The following is a 13,304-nucleotide window of genomic DNA, read 5'->3' as shown; positions in this document are numbered from 1 at the left end:
ACCATGCTAAGGTACTACCATACATGTACGCCAGCCGGGGCGATCAGAGCTCGAACCGACTGAGGGTCACCCTGGTCCGCCACTCCTGGTACGCGCCGAGCACCGGAGTTTCGGCCGGTCCGTCGTCCGGCAGCACGTTGGCGGGCTCCACTCCGGCAACGTAGGCACGGCCGAACCATGGATAGCCAAGGACCCCGCCGGCCTCCTCCCACAGCCAGGCGTGCCGCAGCGTCGTAGTGTCCCAGGCCATGCGGATCCCGAAGCCGGCCGACGGACTCGCGATCGACACCCACGCATCGTCGAACCCGGACAGTCCGGCGAACACCGAGCGTTGCGCCCCGGCGGGTGGCACCACCGCGATGTCCACGATCTCGTCGTAGCCGGCCGCGGCGGCGATCCGGCGGGCGCTGGTGTCCAGCCGGCATCGCGCATCGAGGAACGGCGCACCGAAGGCCGCGTGCTCCACGCACATGACCGGCACCGGCCTGGGCGATGTGTTCCGGATCAAGGTGACGACAGTGAGGTCAGGGCCATCAGCAACGAAGTCGCGTTCCAGGTGCAGTGGCGCGGTCGTCAGGTCTGCACTCAGCCGAGCCGTGCCGGCGGTGTGCTCGTCCACATTCCAGGCGATCAACGCGGCCTCGCCGTGGAAGCCTCGCAGTACGCCGTCGTACTCCCGCTCAGGCCCTGCGTTAGGCACGAGGAGTTGCCACCCGCCTGGATACCGCGCGAGCCAGTCGGCCTGGCTATCCCCCATCGGCGGCACGGTCGCGGGGTCACGCCAGCCCCACGGTGATCTGAACAGCACGTCGATTCCGGACGCGCGATCGATCACGGAGTACACATCCGCTCCCTTGCCGGGAAGCAGGACGACTTCCAGTTGGGGGCTGCGCAGGACGAGCGTGGCGTCGGGAGGAGGTACTGCCATCGATGCGGCCTCAGCCCGCGAATCCCGCGACCGGTACGCCGGAAACTCCGAGGCCGGCGACGATCAGCACGGATCCGTCGTACGAGGTACCGTCCTCAGCATTGTCGGCCGGCTCGATGCCTTCGCAGGCCGACGTCACGCACAGAAGGTCCAGATCCGGACCGACGAACGCGCACGACGACGGCTGCACAACCGGCACCCGCAACGTGCTCAGCATCCGTCCGTCCGGCGCGATGCGGACCAGGCGCCCGCCGCCCCACAAGGCAACCCACAGGCAGCCGGCCGCGTCCACGCACAGTCCGTCCGGCACGTCGCTATCCGCGAACGAACAGAGCAGCCGACGGCCCGCGAGTTGGTTGCCGAAGACATCGAACGCGCTGATCTCACGCTCGGCGGTGTCGGCGAGGTAGAACGTCCTGCCGTCGGGGCTCCAGCCCAGACCGTTGGGCTGGGTCAGACCGTCGAGCACGACCCGCGTCGACCAATCCGCCTCGAGGACGTGCAACGCACCCCGCCCGGCGGCGAAGTCCATCGCCGTACTGCCGGCCCAGAAGCGTCCGTCCGGATCGCATTTGGCATCGTTCATCCGGATGCCGTCGCCGAGGACGTGCTGCCGAACGACGTACTCGTCGGACACGTCCGCGAACCCCTCCGTCACCGCTGCGACAAGCCCACCGGTCCGTTTGGGCGACACGGCTCCGACGAGGGTCGGCAGGACCCGGGTCGTTGTCCAACCATTCGCAAGATCGCTGGTGTGAACGGCACCCGCGAGGATGTCGACCCAGTGCAGACGTCCCGAACCCGGATCCCAGACCGGGCCCTCACCAACTCGCGCCTCGGCACGGACTGCGAGCCGAACGGTCGCGGCGATGGTGTCCATCCGAGGCAAAACCTTCCGGTAGTGGCGGACTGGAATGCTTGCATACTAGTATCTGGGGCCGCGGTGGTCCATGCCCGTCTCCTAGCGTCAGGAGTTCGCAGTGGCGTTCCAGCTCACGGCAGGTTCTGTGGCCGCCTACCTGCGTGAACGCGGTGTTCTCGGTGATGGGCCCGTCTCCGCTGAGGTTCTGCCCGGCGGCGTGTCGAACGACGTCTTCGCGGTGACGGGCGACGGGCTCGACCTGGTCGTCAAGCAGGCTCTCCCGCAGCTACGAGTCGCCGCCGAGTGGCAGGCCGATGTACGCCGGATTCTGACCGAGGCGGACGCCTTGCGCGTCGCCTCGTCGATCCGTCCTCACGACGTTCCGGCTGTCGTCGACGTCGATGACACCGCCATGACGCTGACGATCTCGCGAGCCGATCGCCGGCTGCGCAATTGGAAATCAGATCTGTTGGCCGGGTCGGTGGACGATCGCACCGCCGACCGATTGGCCGATGCGCTCGCGGCCTGGCACACGTCCACCGCGGACCGGCCGCAGTGGCGGGAGCGGTTCGGTACGGGCGCGTTCGTGGAGTTGCGGATCTCGCCGTACCACCACTGGATCAGTGAGCGACATCCGGCAGTCGCGACCCGGATCGACGACCTCGCTGACGGGCTGCTCGGACATCGCCTATGCCTGGTGCACGGTGACTTCTCCCCCAAGAACGTACTGGCCGACGGCGCGCAGGTGAGCGTGCTCGACTGGGAGGTGGCGCACTATGGCGATCCGGTGTTCGACGTCGCCTTTCTCCAGACGCATCTGCTGTTGAAGGCGGTCCATCGGCCAGCATCGTCGCGGGCCTATCGAGAGCTGGCGGACACGTTCCTCCGCAGGTACGACGCCGCAGTTCCCGACTCGTTGCGCCGGCCGGACGACTATCTCGCCGGCCAGGTCGGATGCCTGCTGCTAGCGCGGGTGGACGGGAAGTCGCCGGCGGAGTACCTGACGAGCGACGAGGCAGTCCGGGTGCGGCGCCTCGCACTGGACACCTTGTGCGGGTCGGGCGATCTGTCCGCGATCTGGCAGGCCGTCGATGGCTGAACAGACCATCGTCGAGGTTCGGGCATGGGAGGCGCTCGACTCCCGTGGTACGCCGACCGTCGGCTGCGAGGTGATCTTGTCCGACGGATCACGCGGAACCGCCGTCGTACCCAGTGGTGCTTCCACCGGTCGGCACGAGGCCGTCGAGCTCCGCGACGGCGGAGCACGGTACGCCGGTGCCGGCGTGCTGAGAGCGGTCGCCAATGTCGAAGGTCCATTGGCACGGGCTGTCTCCGGGCTCGATGCTGCGGACCAACGTGGGGTCGACGGGGCTCTGCGTGCCGCGGACGGCACACCAGATCTCAGCCGGTACGGCGCGAACGCGGTCCTTGCGATCTCCCTCGCCACTGCCGTCTCGCGCGCATCCCGGGTGCCGTTGTACGCGGTCGGCAATCACGCGCCGCTGCTCCCGATGCCGATGGTGAACGTCGTTTCCGGCGGAGCCCACGCCGGTGGCACGCTCGACATCCAGGATGTCCTCGTCGTACCAGTTGGAGCCGGCACGTTCAGGCAGGCGCTCGAGTGGGCCTGGCGCGTCCGCCGGGCGACGGCCGAGTGCGCAGAGGCGCAAGGATTGCCGACCGCGTTGGTCGCCGACGAAGGTGGACTCGGACCGCGCCTTGCCACCAACCGCGCCGCCGTCGAACTCGTTGCACAGGGCATCGACCGCTCGGGCCTCGCGGCAGGCACCGAGGTGGCGCTGGCCGTGGATGTGGCGGCGACGACGTTTGCCGACGGCAACAGGTACGATCTTCGCTCGGAGGATCGCCGGGTGTCAGCCGCCGAGCTGGTGTCAGAGCTCGCCGAATGGGTCCGGGACTTCCCGATCGTGTCGCTGGAAGACGTGCTCGCCGAGGACGATTGGACCGGCTGGCGGGACGCAACCGAGCAGCTCGGCGGCGTACAGCTGCTGGGCGACGACCTGTTCGCCACGAACGCCGCACGGCTGCGCCAGGGGATCGAGGCCGGCGTGGCGAACGCCATCCTGGTCAAGCCCAATCAGGTAGGCACGCTGACCGACGCGTACGACGTCGTCACCGCAGCCCGACAGGCCGGCTACAACACCGTGCTGTCGGCACGCTCCGGCGACACCGAGGACTCCTGGCTCGCCGACCTGGCCGTCGCCTGGCGCACCGGCCAGATCAAAGTCGGCTCGACCACCCGCTCCGAACGAACCGCCAAATGGAACCGCCTCCTCAAGATCGAAGCCGACCTCGGCCCCTCCGCCCCCTTCGCCACCTGGCCCCCGAAACCCGATCCCCCACCCACCAAGAGCGCGGGTACGCTACGCGCGTGCGCCGGTTGCCGGGTTGTCCACGGCGAGGCGGGCGTTCGTGGAGATCTTGATTCGACTGCTGACCGATGACCTCGAGAGTGATGTTTGTATGTCTGATCGGCTGCCGCTGTGTGTTGTCGTCAATGGGCCGTCTGCGGCCGGGAAATCGACCCTGACCGAGGCCGTGCAGGATCATCTGGCCGAGCCGTTGTTGCGGTTCGGGGTGGATGAGTTGTATCGGATGGTGCCGGGGCAGTGGGCCGGTGGGGTCGTTGGGGCGCGGTATGCGGTCGAGCGGGGATTCAGCTATCAGGACGTGCCGGAGTGGCCGGGGACGCGCCGGATCCAAGTCGGTCCGGATGCGATCGCGATGCTGCTGGCGATGAATGCAGCGATCGTGGCGATGCTGACTTCCGGAGTCGGGGTGATCGTCGATGGGCAGGCGTTCGAGCCTCAGGTCAATGCAGACCTGGAGCAGCGCCTCGCTGACCTGCGGGCGCAGGGTCTGGCCAGGGTTGCCGTGATTGAACTGGTGGCCGCCGACGAGCCACTGGCCGACCGGCAGCGCCGGCATCGGCACCCCGCCGGTCTGTCCCTGCACCAGAACACCCTGCCCAAACAGGCGGCCAATCCCGACCTGGTCGTCGAGACGTCTGGTCTTTCGGCCACCGAGGTGGCCAAGGTGGTCTGCGACTGGCTCGACCACGAGTTCCGCGCCTCGTAACGCTCATGGCGAGCGAGCCGTCCGCCGAAGTACATCGGCCTGGCGCTCAGTCGTTCACGCGTTCGACCGAACCACCGGGCACAAGCTGGGCGGGGAGAAACCGAACAACGGGCGATCGTGGCAGCGGCGGGCCGGAGCCGTCCAGCCGTCGACGCAGGAGATCGGCGGCTTCCGTCGCGATGTCCTGGGTGGGCTGTGCGATGACGGTGAGGCGCGGCACGGTGGCCTGAGCCAGCTCCGCGCCGTCGAAACCCACCAACGAGATGTCACGCCCTAACCGCAGGCCCGACTCGTTGATCGCGATCAGAGCGCCCAGCGTGAGTTCGTAGTTCGCGCAGAAGATCGCGGTGGGCCGGTCGCGCATCGCCAGGAAACGACTGATCGAGTCATGTCCAGTACGGACGACCAGTGGACCGCGAGCCTCGTACTCCGGGGACAGGGCAACGCCGGCCTCCGCAAGGCGCTCGGTGAAGCCCGACGCTCGCAGGCGCATGGTCGAGACCGACGGAGGCCCAGCCACTAGCGCGATGCGTCGATGCCCATGATCCAGCAGGAGGCGAGCGGCCATCGCGCCGGCGGCGGCATTGTCGAGGAAGATCCCATCGGTATGGAGTTCGTCCGCTTCCCAGTCGATGAGGACGACCGGCACGCGCTGCATTGCCGTGCGCAGAGCTTCGATGTCGTGTCCGGACGGCACGGCGATGATGCCGTCCACCATCTGGCTCAACAGCAGTCCTACCGTGTCCTCTTGTCCAGACGGACTGGCCGCCACGATCACGCTGATGCCGGCGGACCTGAGGGCAGCCTCGACTCCCGCGATGATCGTCAGGTGGAAATCGTTGTTGAGGGCCGGCAGGACGACGCCGATGGTTCCCGATCGCCTCGACCGTAGGCCGCGGGCCATCGCATTGGGGCGGAAGTCGAGCGCGGCGGCGGCAGCCTCGATCGCAACGCGATTCGACTCGAGCACGGTTCGGCCGTTGAAGTACTTCGAGATCGTCGCCAGCGACAGCCCTGTCTCGCGCTGGATGTCTTTATACGTGGCCATCGCCCCTCCTCGCATCCAAGAACGGGAATCGTAACGTTTCGCCTGGTCCACGACGACCCAGCACACCGGACCGGTGCAGGCAGATCGCCCACTCGTAGCGCCACCCAGGGTAAATCGATATTGCCATCGCTGCGGTGACAGACGACCCGCAACAGGGATCCCTTCGTGAGAATCCTTCGCCAACACGATCGTAGACACCGCGAAACGTTACGTGCTAACTTGCCTGACAAGTTAGCTGGTGAGTCGATATGCAATCGACTCCCGGCAGGTTCGATGAGGAGTATCTGGTGCTGATCGAGTCCAATCCCGTGGCGCATGCCAGTGCCGACGGCAACGCAGCTGATCGTGTCGAGTGGTTCCGCGACCTCGGGCTGGGGTTGTTCATCCACTGGAGCATCGACACGCAACTCGGCTCCGACGTCAGCCATCCGCTCGTCGGCGCCTCCGAGGATTTCGTCCAGCGGTACTACGACGAGCTCCCGCGCCGCTTCCGTCCGCGGCGCTTCGACCCCACCGAGTGGGCCGAGCTCGCCGACCTCGTGGGCATGCGATACGTGGTGTTCACGACCAAGCATCACAACGGCTTCTGCATGTTCCGCACGGCGACGACCGAGCGCCACGTGGGCAATACGCCGTTCGGGCGGGACGTGACCGCCGAGATTCTCGATGCCTTCCGGGAGCGCGGCATCGCCGCCGGCGTCTACTTCTCCCCCGACGACTTCGCCTGGCTCTGGGAGCAGGGCATCCCGATCCAGCGTTCGATTCCAAGCGTGCAACCGGCCGCCAACCCCGGACTGATGGAGCTGGCGAAGGCACAGATCACCGAGCTGCTCACCGAGTTCGGCACGGTCGACCTGGTCTTCTTCGACGGCGAGGCCGAAGGGCTGCGCGACCATGCGTGGAAGACGGACTCCGCTGTGGTGGTCACTCGCGGCGCGCTGCCCACCCCCGAGCAGTACATCCCGGGTCAGCCGATCGACGGGGCCTGGGAGTCCAACCTCACCATGGGCACGCAGTGGACCTACAAACCCACGAACGAGACCTACAAGTCCGGCACCCGCTTGATCGAGATCCTGATCGAGACCCGCGCCAAGGGCGGGAACCTGTTGCTCAACATCGGCCCGAAGCCGGACGGAACCATCCCGGTCGAGCAGGAGGCACGACTTCAGGAGCTCGGACTGTGGATGTTCGTCAACGGGGAGGCGATCTACGCCACCCGCCCCTGGGTCGTCACGAATGAAGGCGGGCTCTGGTTCACCGCGTCGAAGGACGCCAAGACCGTGTACGTCATCGTCACCGGTGAGCGCTGGAAATGGGGTGAGCGGCGGGAGTTCCAGCTCCGCTCGATCAAGGCGACCGAGCACACCGAGGTCTCCATCCTGGGGCAGAGCGGACAGCTGATGGAGTACCGGCCGGAGCTGGACGCAACGCCGCGATGGGAGCAGACCGAGGCCGGTCTGGTGGTCTCGGCTCTCAATGCGCAACGCCTGTACAACGACAAGAAGTGGCCCAACCCGGTCGTCATCAAGCTGACCAACGTCGAAGCGGCGGCCGAACCGACCCGGATCTCCACAGTGGATGCGTCGTGGGACGAAGCGACCTCAACCATCTCGGTCGGTGTTGCGGTCCTGGCGCGCGGATCGTCGGAGTCCGTCCTGCTGGGCGCCGAGTATCAGGACATCACCGGCATGGACACCATGGAACGCCCGGACGAGTGGACACCCACCGAACTCGTCGCCGATGAGGACTCGGTCGTGCACGCTCCCTTCCGCGCGGAGCCCGGCCGGCTTTATGCCGTGCGCGCACTTGGCCGCACCGCGCTTCTCGACGTCCGCGGCCCGGAGCTCAAGTTCCGCACACCAGGCACTGCCGGCGGCTGACGCCCGCCCAAGCTCGTCAAGAAATGTGGTTCGAAATTCTTATACAGGAGGAATGATGCCACCACGCAGCATCCCTGCGGCAGCAGGATTGAGCCGACGCACATTCTTGCGGGCGGCGGGTGCAACGGCGTTCGCGGCCACCGGGGCGAGCGCCCTCGCAGCGTGTTCGTCATCGAGCCCGACGACGACCTCGTTGGTCGAGTCCAAGCTCTACCCGTCCGCGGACGCCCAGAAGCTCAACGACAGCTTCGATTGGGGCAAGTCGGCCGTGGCCGACCCGAAGTCCTCGGTGACTATCACGGTCGCGCATTCGTGGTCGCCGGCGGACTTCGTGCGCCAGCAGCAGTTCGACTACTTCTTCCAGAAGCGTCATCCGAACATCAAGATCGTGGCCGAGAACGCCGGCGACAGTTCGGCGGACTACCTGAAGAAGTACTCGAGCCAGGCTGCGGGCGGCAGCCTGCCGGACGTCATGTACAACGGCTTCGGCTTCGCGCAGAACTTCATCGGATCCGGCGCATTTCTTGCGCTCAACGACTACATCTCCGGTGAGCCGAACTTCAACCCCTCGGACTTCACCGAGGTGTCGACCGGATATTACAAGCGCGACGGGAAGCAGTATTCGGTGCCGTACGACTGCGGGCCGGTGATGATCTACTACAACAAGAACATTTTCACGAAGGCAGGCGTCGAACTGCCGACCGCGAAGTGGAAGTTCGACGACCTGCGCAACGCGATCCTGGCGACGACGAGTGGTCAAGGCGGGTCCAAGACCTTCGGTCTGTCTCTTCCGGTGACCCCCGCGGACACGTTCTGGGACCCGGTGCGCCTGTCTCCGCTCGGTGGCCACTACCTGAGCGACGACGAGACGCAGGTCCTCCTGGACCAGCCCGATTCGATCGCCGCGGTGCAGTGGTGGATGGACATGTACCTGCAGAAGGGCGTGTTCCCGTCTCCCTCGGAGTTGCAAGGCATGTCGCAGGCCGACGCCTTCACCCTGGGCCGCGCCGCTATCAAGGTGGATGGCTCGTGGGGAGCCCCAGCGCTACGCGAGCAAGCGAACTTCGAGTGGGGCATTGCGGACTGGCCGGCCGGCCCGAAGGGGCACTCCACGGCTGCGGTTGGCAGCGCCTACTCGATCACCTCGAAGAGCTCGAACAAGGACGCGGCGTGGATCTACCTCAACGAATACCTCTCGACCTCGGGTCAGGTGTTCATGTTCGCCAGCACCGGCAAGGGCAACATGACCAGGAAGTCGGCGTGGCCGGCCTATCTCAAGTCGGAGGCTGCCCCGGAGGGGGCCGACGCCATCTACAACGCGCTCAACACATATGCGACCAGCAAGGGTGTCGTGTTCGGTCCGGCGACGCCGCAGATCACGAATGCGGTGACTCCGATCTGGGATCAGGTGATGGGTAAGTCCCTCAGCGTCTCCGACGCGTGCAAGAAGATCGCGGGGACTATCCAGCCGCTGCTGAAGAAGAACGTCGCGGGCTGAGACGAGAATCGGTATGGCACAGGCTGCCCCTGCACTCGAAACGACAACACGGCGGACAGGAGGCACCAGCCCGCTGGCCCGTCGGGAGGCGCGAGCGTTCTACGGCTTCGCGTCTCCGTGGATCCTCGGCTTCATCCTGTTCGGCGGCGGTCCGGTCGTTGCCGCCCTCCTGCTCAGTTTCGCCCACTGGTCACTGCTCTCCACGCCCAGCTGGGCCGGCCTGGCGAACTACCGGAAGATGTTCGCAGATCCGCTGTTCTACAAGTCGATCGCGAACACGGTCTACTTCGGCGCGGGCTCTGTCTGTCTGGGCGTGGTCACGAGCTTCCTGCTCGCGATCCTGCTGAACCAGAAGGTCCGCGGCCTCGGGTTCTTCCGCACCGTCTTCTATCTGCCTTCCGTCGTGGCCGGTGTCGCCACAGCGATCCTGTGGGTCAACATCCTGCAGCCCGACTACGGCCTCATCAACCACTTCCTCGGGCTCTTCGGCATCAAGGGACCTGGCTGGCTGGTCTCCGAGCACTGGGCGATCCCCGGTCTCATCCTCATGTCGGTGTGGGGTGCGGGCAACACCATCGTGATCTACCTCGCGGGTCTGCAAAGCATCTCCCCCGCGCTCTACGAAGCTGCGCTCCTCGACGGCGCCGGATGGTGGAACCGGTTCTGGAACGTCACCGTTCCGATGATGTCGCCGGTCATCTTCTTCAACGTCGTCACGAGTCTCATCGCCAGCTTGCAGGCCTACACCTTGGTCCTGGTGATGACCGAGGGTGGACCGAACAACGCGACTCTGATGCTGGGCCTCTACATCTACCGCCAGGCCTTCGAGTACTTCGACATGGGCTACGCGGCCGCCCTGTCGTGGGCGATGTTCGCGCTCATCGGCGTTGCGACCGCCCTGCAGTTCCTGCTCGCTCGCCGCTGGGTGCACTACGACGCCTGATCCGACCATCTACCGGAGCCCCACTATGACCTTGACAGCGACGCCGGCCCAGCAGGCCGAGCCGGTACGACGCTGGACCCACAGCGCCAGCCAGACCTCCGTCGAGCGAACCCGGAAGATCAGTAGCTACATCCTGCTCATCGCCGGTACGGCGGTGTTCATCGTCCCGTTCCTCTGGATGCTGACGACTTCCCTCAAAACTTCGCAGGAGGTCCTCGCCTACCCGCCCAAACTGCTGCCCGCGACGCCACAGTGGGACAACTATCCGACCGCTTGGACCTCGCTGCCCTTCACCACGTTCCTGATCAACTCGATCATCATCACGGGCCTGTCGGTGATCGGGAACCTGGTCTCGTGCGTGCTACCGGCGTACGCGTTCGCGCGGCTGCGGGCGCGCTCACGATCGGCGATGTTTGCCCTCATGGTCGCAACCATGGCGATCCCGGCCGAGGTCACGCTGGTGCCGACGTTCATCATGTTCAGCAAGCTCAACATGGTGAACACCTACTGGCCGCTGTTCCTGCCGGCCTGGTTCGGCTACGCCTTCTTCATCTTCCTGCTGCGCCAGTTCTTCAAGTCGATCCCGCAGGAGATCACCGATGCTGCCAGCATCGACGGCGCCGGTCACCTTCGCACGCTCTGGTCGATCTTCTTGCCGATGTCGAAACCCGCCATCGCGGCCGTCGCCATCTTCAGCTTCGTCGGCAACTGGAACAACTTCCTCACACCGCTGATCTACCTGCGCACGCAGAACAACTTCACCCTCGCCCTCGGCCTCAGCCTGTTCAAGGGCCAGTACGAGACGCAGTACAACCAAATGATGGCGGTCGGGATCATCTCTCTGCTCCCGATCCTCATCGTCTTCTTCCTCGCGCAGCGGACATTCGTCGAAGGCGTGCGGCTGAGCGGACTGGGGGGCCGATGAACACCGTCTATCTGGTCAGCGAGGTGCGGTCGCCCCTCGTGGACTTCGGTCTCGCAGAGATCCGCAAGGCTCTCGACGCAGCGCGCCTCGATGCCGTCGGCCCCTGGCCAGAGCTGCGCGACGACCCAGCGCCCAGGCCGATGATCGTCGTACGAGCGGACAATTCGTCCGACGAGGTCGATGCGTTCATCGCGGGCGCCGACGGCCACGCCGGTCCGACGTACCCGGACGAGTCCTTCACCGTCAGCGGCGCCGGAGGCCGGGTCGTCATCGAAGCCGCGCATCCTCGTGGCCTCCTGTACGGCTGTCTCGAGGTTGCCGATCTCATTCGAGCCGAGCGATGGGCGGACGAGGGACTCGCCATCGCGAAGTCTCCGACCCTCGCTGTGCGCGGCGTCAAGTTCAACCTGCCGTACGAGCCGTACTCCGACGGCGACCCGTTCCGGCAGAACCTCGAGACGTGCTTCGATCTGGAGTTCTGGCGCGACTACCTCGACGAGCTTGCCCGCAATCGCTACAACTGTCTGAGTCTGTGGTCGCTCCATCCGTTCCATCTGATGGTGAGCTCTCCCGAGTTCCGGGACGCGAATCCCTTCACCGACGACGAGATCGCCGACCACGAGAGGTTCTTCCACGCACTGTTCGGCCACGCCCGAGCTCGCGGCATCGACGTCTATCTGTTCACCTGGAACATCTACCTGCCCGAACCCGTGGCTCGTGGCCTCGGCTTGCCCGCCGCCCTGGCGAACAGCAGCGAAGGCACCGAGACCATCAATCGTTGGGACGCTGCCCGGGCCAGGCAACGCGCGCCGCAGGTGGCCGCCTACTACGAGGAGATGATCTACCGCCTGTTGGTGACCTATCCCGAACTGGACGGCATCGGCACCAGCGGCAGCGAGGCGATGAGCGGCACGGGCAGCGAGAAGGAGCAGTGGGTGGTCGACACCTACCTCCGCGGCATCGAGCGGTCGGGACGACGGGTGAAGTTCCTGCACCGCACGAACATGCAAAGCACCGCCGACATCATCGCGATGGCCAAGCCCAGGATGGATCCCAGTCGCTTCTACATCAGCTGGAAGTATTCGATCGCGCACTGCTACTCACACCCTCGTCCCGCCTTCGAGGAGCTGCTCCACGCGTGGGACGGCGTGGACCTCGAGCAGACACAGTTCCTCTTCACCGTGCGGAACGACGACGTCCACACGCACCGCTGGGGTGACGTGGACTACGTTCGGGAGTATGTCCGCGGGATGGCCGCGAAGAGCTACGTCCACGGCTTCTACTGGGGCGCGGACGGGTATCTCTGGGCCCGTGACTTCCAGCATGTCGACCACGGCCACAAGGCTTGGCGCTGGGACTTCGAGCGTCACCGGCTGCAATTCCAGCTGTGGGGCCGTCTCGCCTACGACCCCGACACCGCGTCGGATGTCTTCGAACGCCTGGCACGGCTCGACTACGGCGACGACGCTTCCACTCTGTACGAAGGGCTCCGCCACGCGTCGAAGATCATCCCCGCGGTCAATCGACTGTGCTGGCTGGACCTCGACTTCCAGTGGCATCCAGAAGGTTGCCTGACTCGCGACCACGGGCTCCGGACCGTGCTCGACTTCCTCGACAGCTCTCCCATGCCCGGCGCGGGGGCGATCGGCATCCGCGAGTTCGCTAAGACCGAACGGCTCGGCGGAACTGACGCGTCTGTCGAGACCCCCCTCGACGTGATCGCGATCCTGACCGAGGAATCACGCGCGGCCGAAGAATTCGCAGCGGCGGCGCAGGACCGCAACCCGTCATGGCGAGAACCGCACGCCACCTGCGCGATCCTCGACCTCCGTGCCACGGCGGCCCTGGGCAGGTACTACGCGGCGAAGATCGAGGCGGCCCTGGAGCTCGCCCGCGCCGAGGAGCACGGCGAGCCGGAACGCGCCGTACGGTCAGCCGAACTGCTCGACGAGGCCGTCGAACACTGGATCGCCCTCGGCTTCTTCTGGAGTCAGCACTATCAGCCGTACCAGATGGCTCGCGTCGACCGCATCTTCGGCTATCCCTTCTACCTCGAGGACGTACGCCGCGATGCGCGCCTCGCACGCGACTTCGGGGACCGTCTTGCCAACCAGCACTAGG

Annotated in this window: 11 protein-coding genes; 8 read left to right on the top strand and 3 right to left on the bottom strand. The window is 66.0% G+C overall.

Going from position 1 to position 13,304, the window contains the following annotated elements:
- Positions 1 to 43 precede the first annotated feature (43 nt).
- Both AB0J62_RS21100 and AB0J62_RS21095 read right to left on the bottom strand, forming a co-directional pair.
- On the bottom strand, positions 44 to 928 hold the full coding sequence (locus AB0J62_RS21100; RefSeq protein ID WP_363873349.1) for a DUF4432 family protein: 885 nt from the start codon (positions 926 to 928) through the stop codon (positions 44 to 46).
- Between the two features lie 10 nt (positions 929 to 938).
- Positions 939 to 1,808: an SMP-30/gluconolactonase/LRE family protein gene (locus tag AB0J62_RS21095; RefSeq protein ID WP_363873346.1), complete on the bottom strand. Its 870-nt coding sequence runs from the start codon at positions 1,806 to 1,808 to the stop codon at positions 939 to 941.
- Between the two features lie 100 nt (positions 1,809 to 1,908).
- Between AB0J62_RS21095 and AB0J62_RS21090 the strand changes: the two genes are divergently transcribed.
- The 3 genes from AB0J62_RS21090 to AB0J62_RS21080 are packed head-to-tail and all read left to right on the top strand — an operon-like array spanning position 1,909 to position 4,889.
- Complete coding sequence (locus tag AB0J62_RS21090) at positions 1,909 to 2,889, top strand: aminoglycoside phosphotransferase family protein (RefSeq protein WP_363873343.1); 981 nt, start codon at positions 1,909 to 1,911, stop codon at positions 2,887 to 2,889.
- Positions 2,882 to 4,255 (top strand): phosphopyruvate hydratase, encoded by a 1,374-nt coding sequence (gene eno / locus AB0J62_RS21085; RefSeq protein ID WP_363873340.1) that lies wholly within the window; start codon positions 2,882 to 2,884, stop codon positions 4,253 to 4,255. Before AB0J62_RS21090 ends, eno begins: the two co-directional genes overlap by 8 nt.
- 19 nt (positions 4,256 to 4,274) lie before the next feature.
- A complete protein-coding gene (locus AB0J62_RS21080; protein WP_363873336.1) occupies positions 4,275 to 4,889 on the top strand; it encodes a hypothetical protein in 615 nt (204 codons plus the stop codon).
- 46 nt (positions 4,890 to 4,935) lie between these two features.
- On the opposite strand, the gene AB0J62_RS21075 is transcribed toward AB0J62_RS21080, so the two are convergent.
- A complete protein-coding gene (locus AB0J62_RS21075) occupies positions 4,936 to 6,135 on the bottom strand; it encodes a LacI family DNA-binding transcriptional regulator (protein ID WP_363873333.1) in 1,200 nt (399 codons plus the stop codon).
- An 89-nt stretch (positions 6,136 to 6,224) separates the two neighbouring features.
- Between AB0J62_RS21075 and AB0J62_RS21070 the strand changes: the two genes are divergently transcribed.
- From AB0J62_RS21070 to AB0J62_RS21050, 5 genes are all read left to right on the top strand, one after another.
- Positions 6,225 to 7,817: an alpha-L-fucosidase gene (locus tag AB0J62_RS21070; protein ID WP_363873330.1), complete on the top strand. Its 1,593-nt coding sequence runs from the start codon at positions 6,225 to 6,227 to the stop codon at positions 7,815 to 7,817.
- Between the two features lie 88 nt (positions 7,818 to 7,905).
- Positions 7,906 to 9,315 (top strand): sugar ABC transporter substrate-binding protein, encoded by a 1,410-nt coding sequence (locus AB0J62_RS21065; protein WP_363873327.1) that lies wholly within the window; start codon positions 7,906 to 7,908, stop codon positions 9,313 to 9,315.
- 13 nt (positions 9,316 to 9,328) lie between these two features.
- Complete coding sequence (locus AB0J62_RS21060) at positions 9,329 to 10,258, top strand: sugar ABC transporter permease (protein ID WP_363873324.1); 930 nt, start codon at positions 9,329 to 9,331, stop codon at positions 10,256 to 10,258.
- A 25-nt stretch (positions 10,259 to 10,283) separates the two neighbouring features.
- Positions 10,284 to 11,183: a carbohydrate ABC transporter permease gene (locus AB0J62_RS21055; protein ID WP_363873321.1), complete on the top strand. Its 900-nt coding sequence runs from the start codon at positions 10,284 to 10,286 to the stop codon at positions 11,181 to 11,183.
- Positions 11,180 to 13,303, top strand: a complete 2,124-nt coding sequence (locus AB0J62_RS21050) for a hypothetical protein (protein WP_363873318.1) — start codon at positions 11,180 to 11,182, stop codon at positions 13,301 to 13,303. The genes AB0J62_RS21055 and AB0J62_RS21050 overlap by 4 nt, the downstream gene beginning before the upstream one ends.
- The last annotated feature ends 1 nt before the right edge of the window (position 13,304 follow it).

The sequence above is a fragment of the Kribbella sp. NPDC049584 genome, from assembly GCF_040675555.1.
Lineage (GTDB): Bacteria > Actinomycetota > Actinomycetes > Propionibacteriales > Kribbellaceae > Kribbella.
Note: the sequence above shows the minus strand (reverse complement) of the source record. Positions and strands in the feature narration are given on the sequence as shown.

What these genes read in the sequence shown, in the direction of transcription:
- eno (WP_363873340.1), top strand. Translation starts at nt 2,882, where the DNA reads ATGGCTGAACAGACCATCGTCGAGGTTCGGGCATGGGAGGCGCTCGAC.
- AB0J62_RS21095 (WP_363873346.1), bottom strand. Translation starts at nt 1,808, where the DNA reads ATGGACACCATCGCCGCGACCGTTCGGCTCGCAGTCCGTGCCGAGGCG.
- AB0J62_RS21050 (WP_363873318.1), top strand. Translation starts at nt 11,180, where the DNA reads ATGAACACCGTCTATCTGGTCAGCGAGGTGCGGTCGCCCCTCGTGGAC.
- AB0J62_RS21100 (WP_363873349.1), bottom strand. Translation starts at nt 928, where the DNA reads ATGGCAGTACCTCCTCCCGACGCCACGCTCGTCCTGCGCAGCCCCCAA.
- AB0J62_RS21080 (WP_363873336.1), top strand. Translation starts at nt 4,275, where the DNA reads ATGTCTGATCGGCTGCCGCTGTGTGTTGTCGTCAATGGGCCGTCTGCG.
- AB0J62_RS21060 (WP_363873324.1), top strand. Translation starts at nt 9,329, where the DNA reads ATGGCACAGGCTGCCCCTGCACTCGAAACGACAACACGGCGGACAGGA.
- AB0J62_RS21055 (WP_363873321.1), top strand. Translation starts at nt 10,284, where the DNA reads ATGACCTTGACAGCGACGCCGGCCCAGCAGGCCGAGCCGGTACGACGC.